The 265-nt window shown below is 34.3% G+C and carries 1 pseudogene; it reads right to left on the reverse strand.

Annotation, left to right across the window (positions count from 1 at the left end):
• Positions 1-218: pseudogene (locus ACY2RW_RS16190) on the reverse strand (pyridoxamine 5'-phosphate oxidase family protein); the annotation flags it as partial.
• Between the last annotated feature and the right edge of the window lie 47 nt (positions 219-265).

The following is a 265-nucleotide window of genomic DNA, read 5'->3' on the forward strand; positions in this document are numbered from 1 at the left end:
TCTAAATCGAAATCTTCTGGTTCATCTGCTACACCAACATCTCTAATTTTTGCAGATGCAGTTTCGATAGTCACTTCTATAGTTAAAGTTCTATCAAATTCTGCTTGATTCATTTCTCGAATTTCAGCCCATCTGCCTTTCATCATGTGTTCCATAAAAGCAAATAGTGCATTGTTTTTTGCTTCTTTTTCGTCAATTTTTTTAACTGAGCCAAATAAAGTTGCAGATCTTTAATTTACAGAATGATGAAAGCCAGAACGTGCCA

This window comes from Polaribacter sp. 2305UL8-11 (assembly GCF_058147165.1).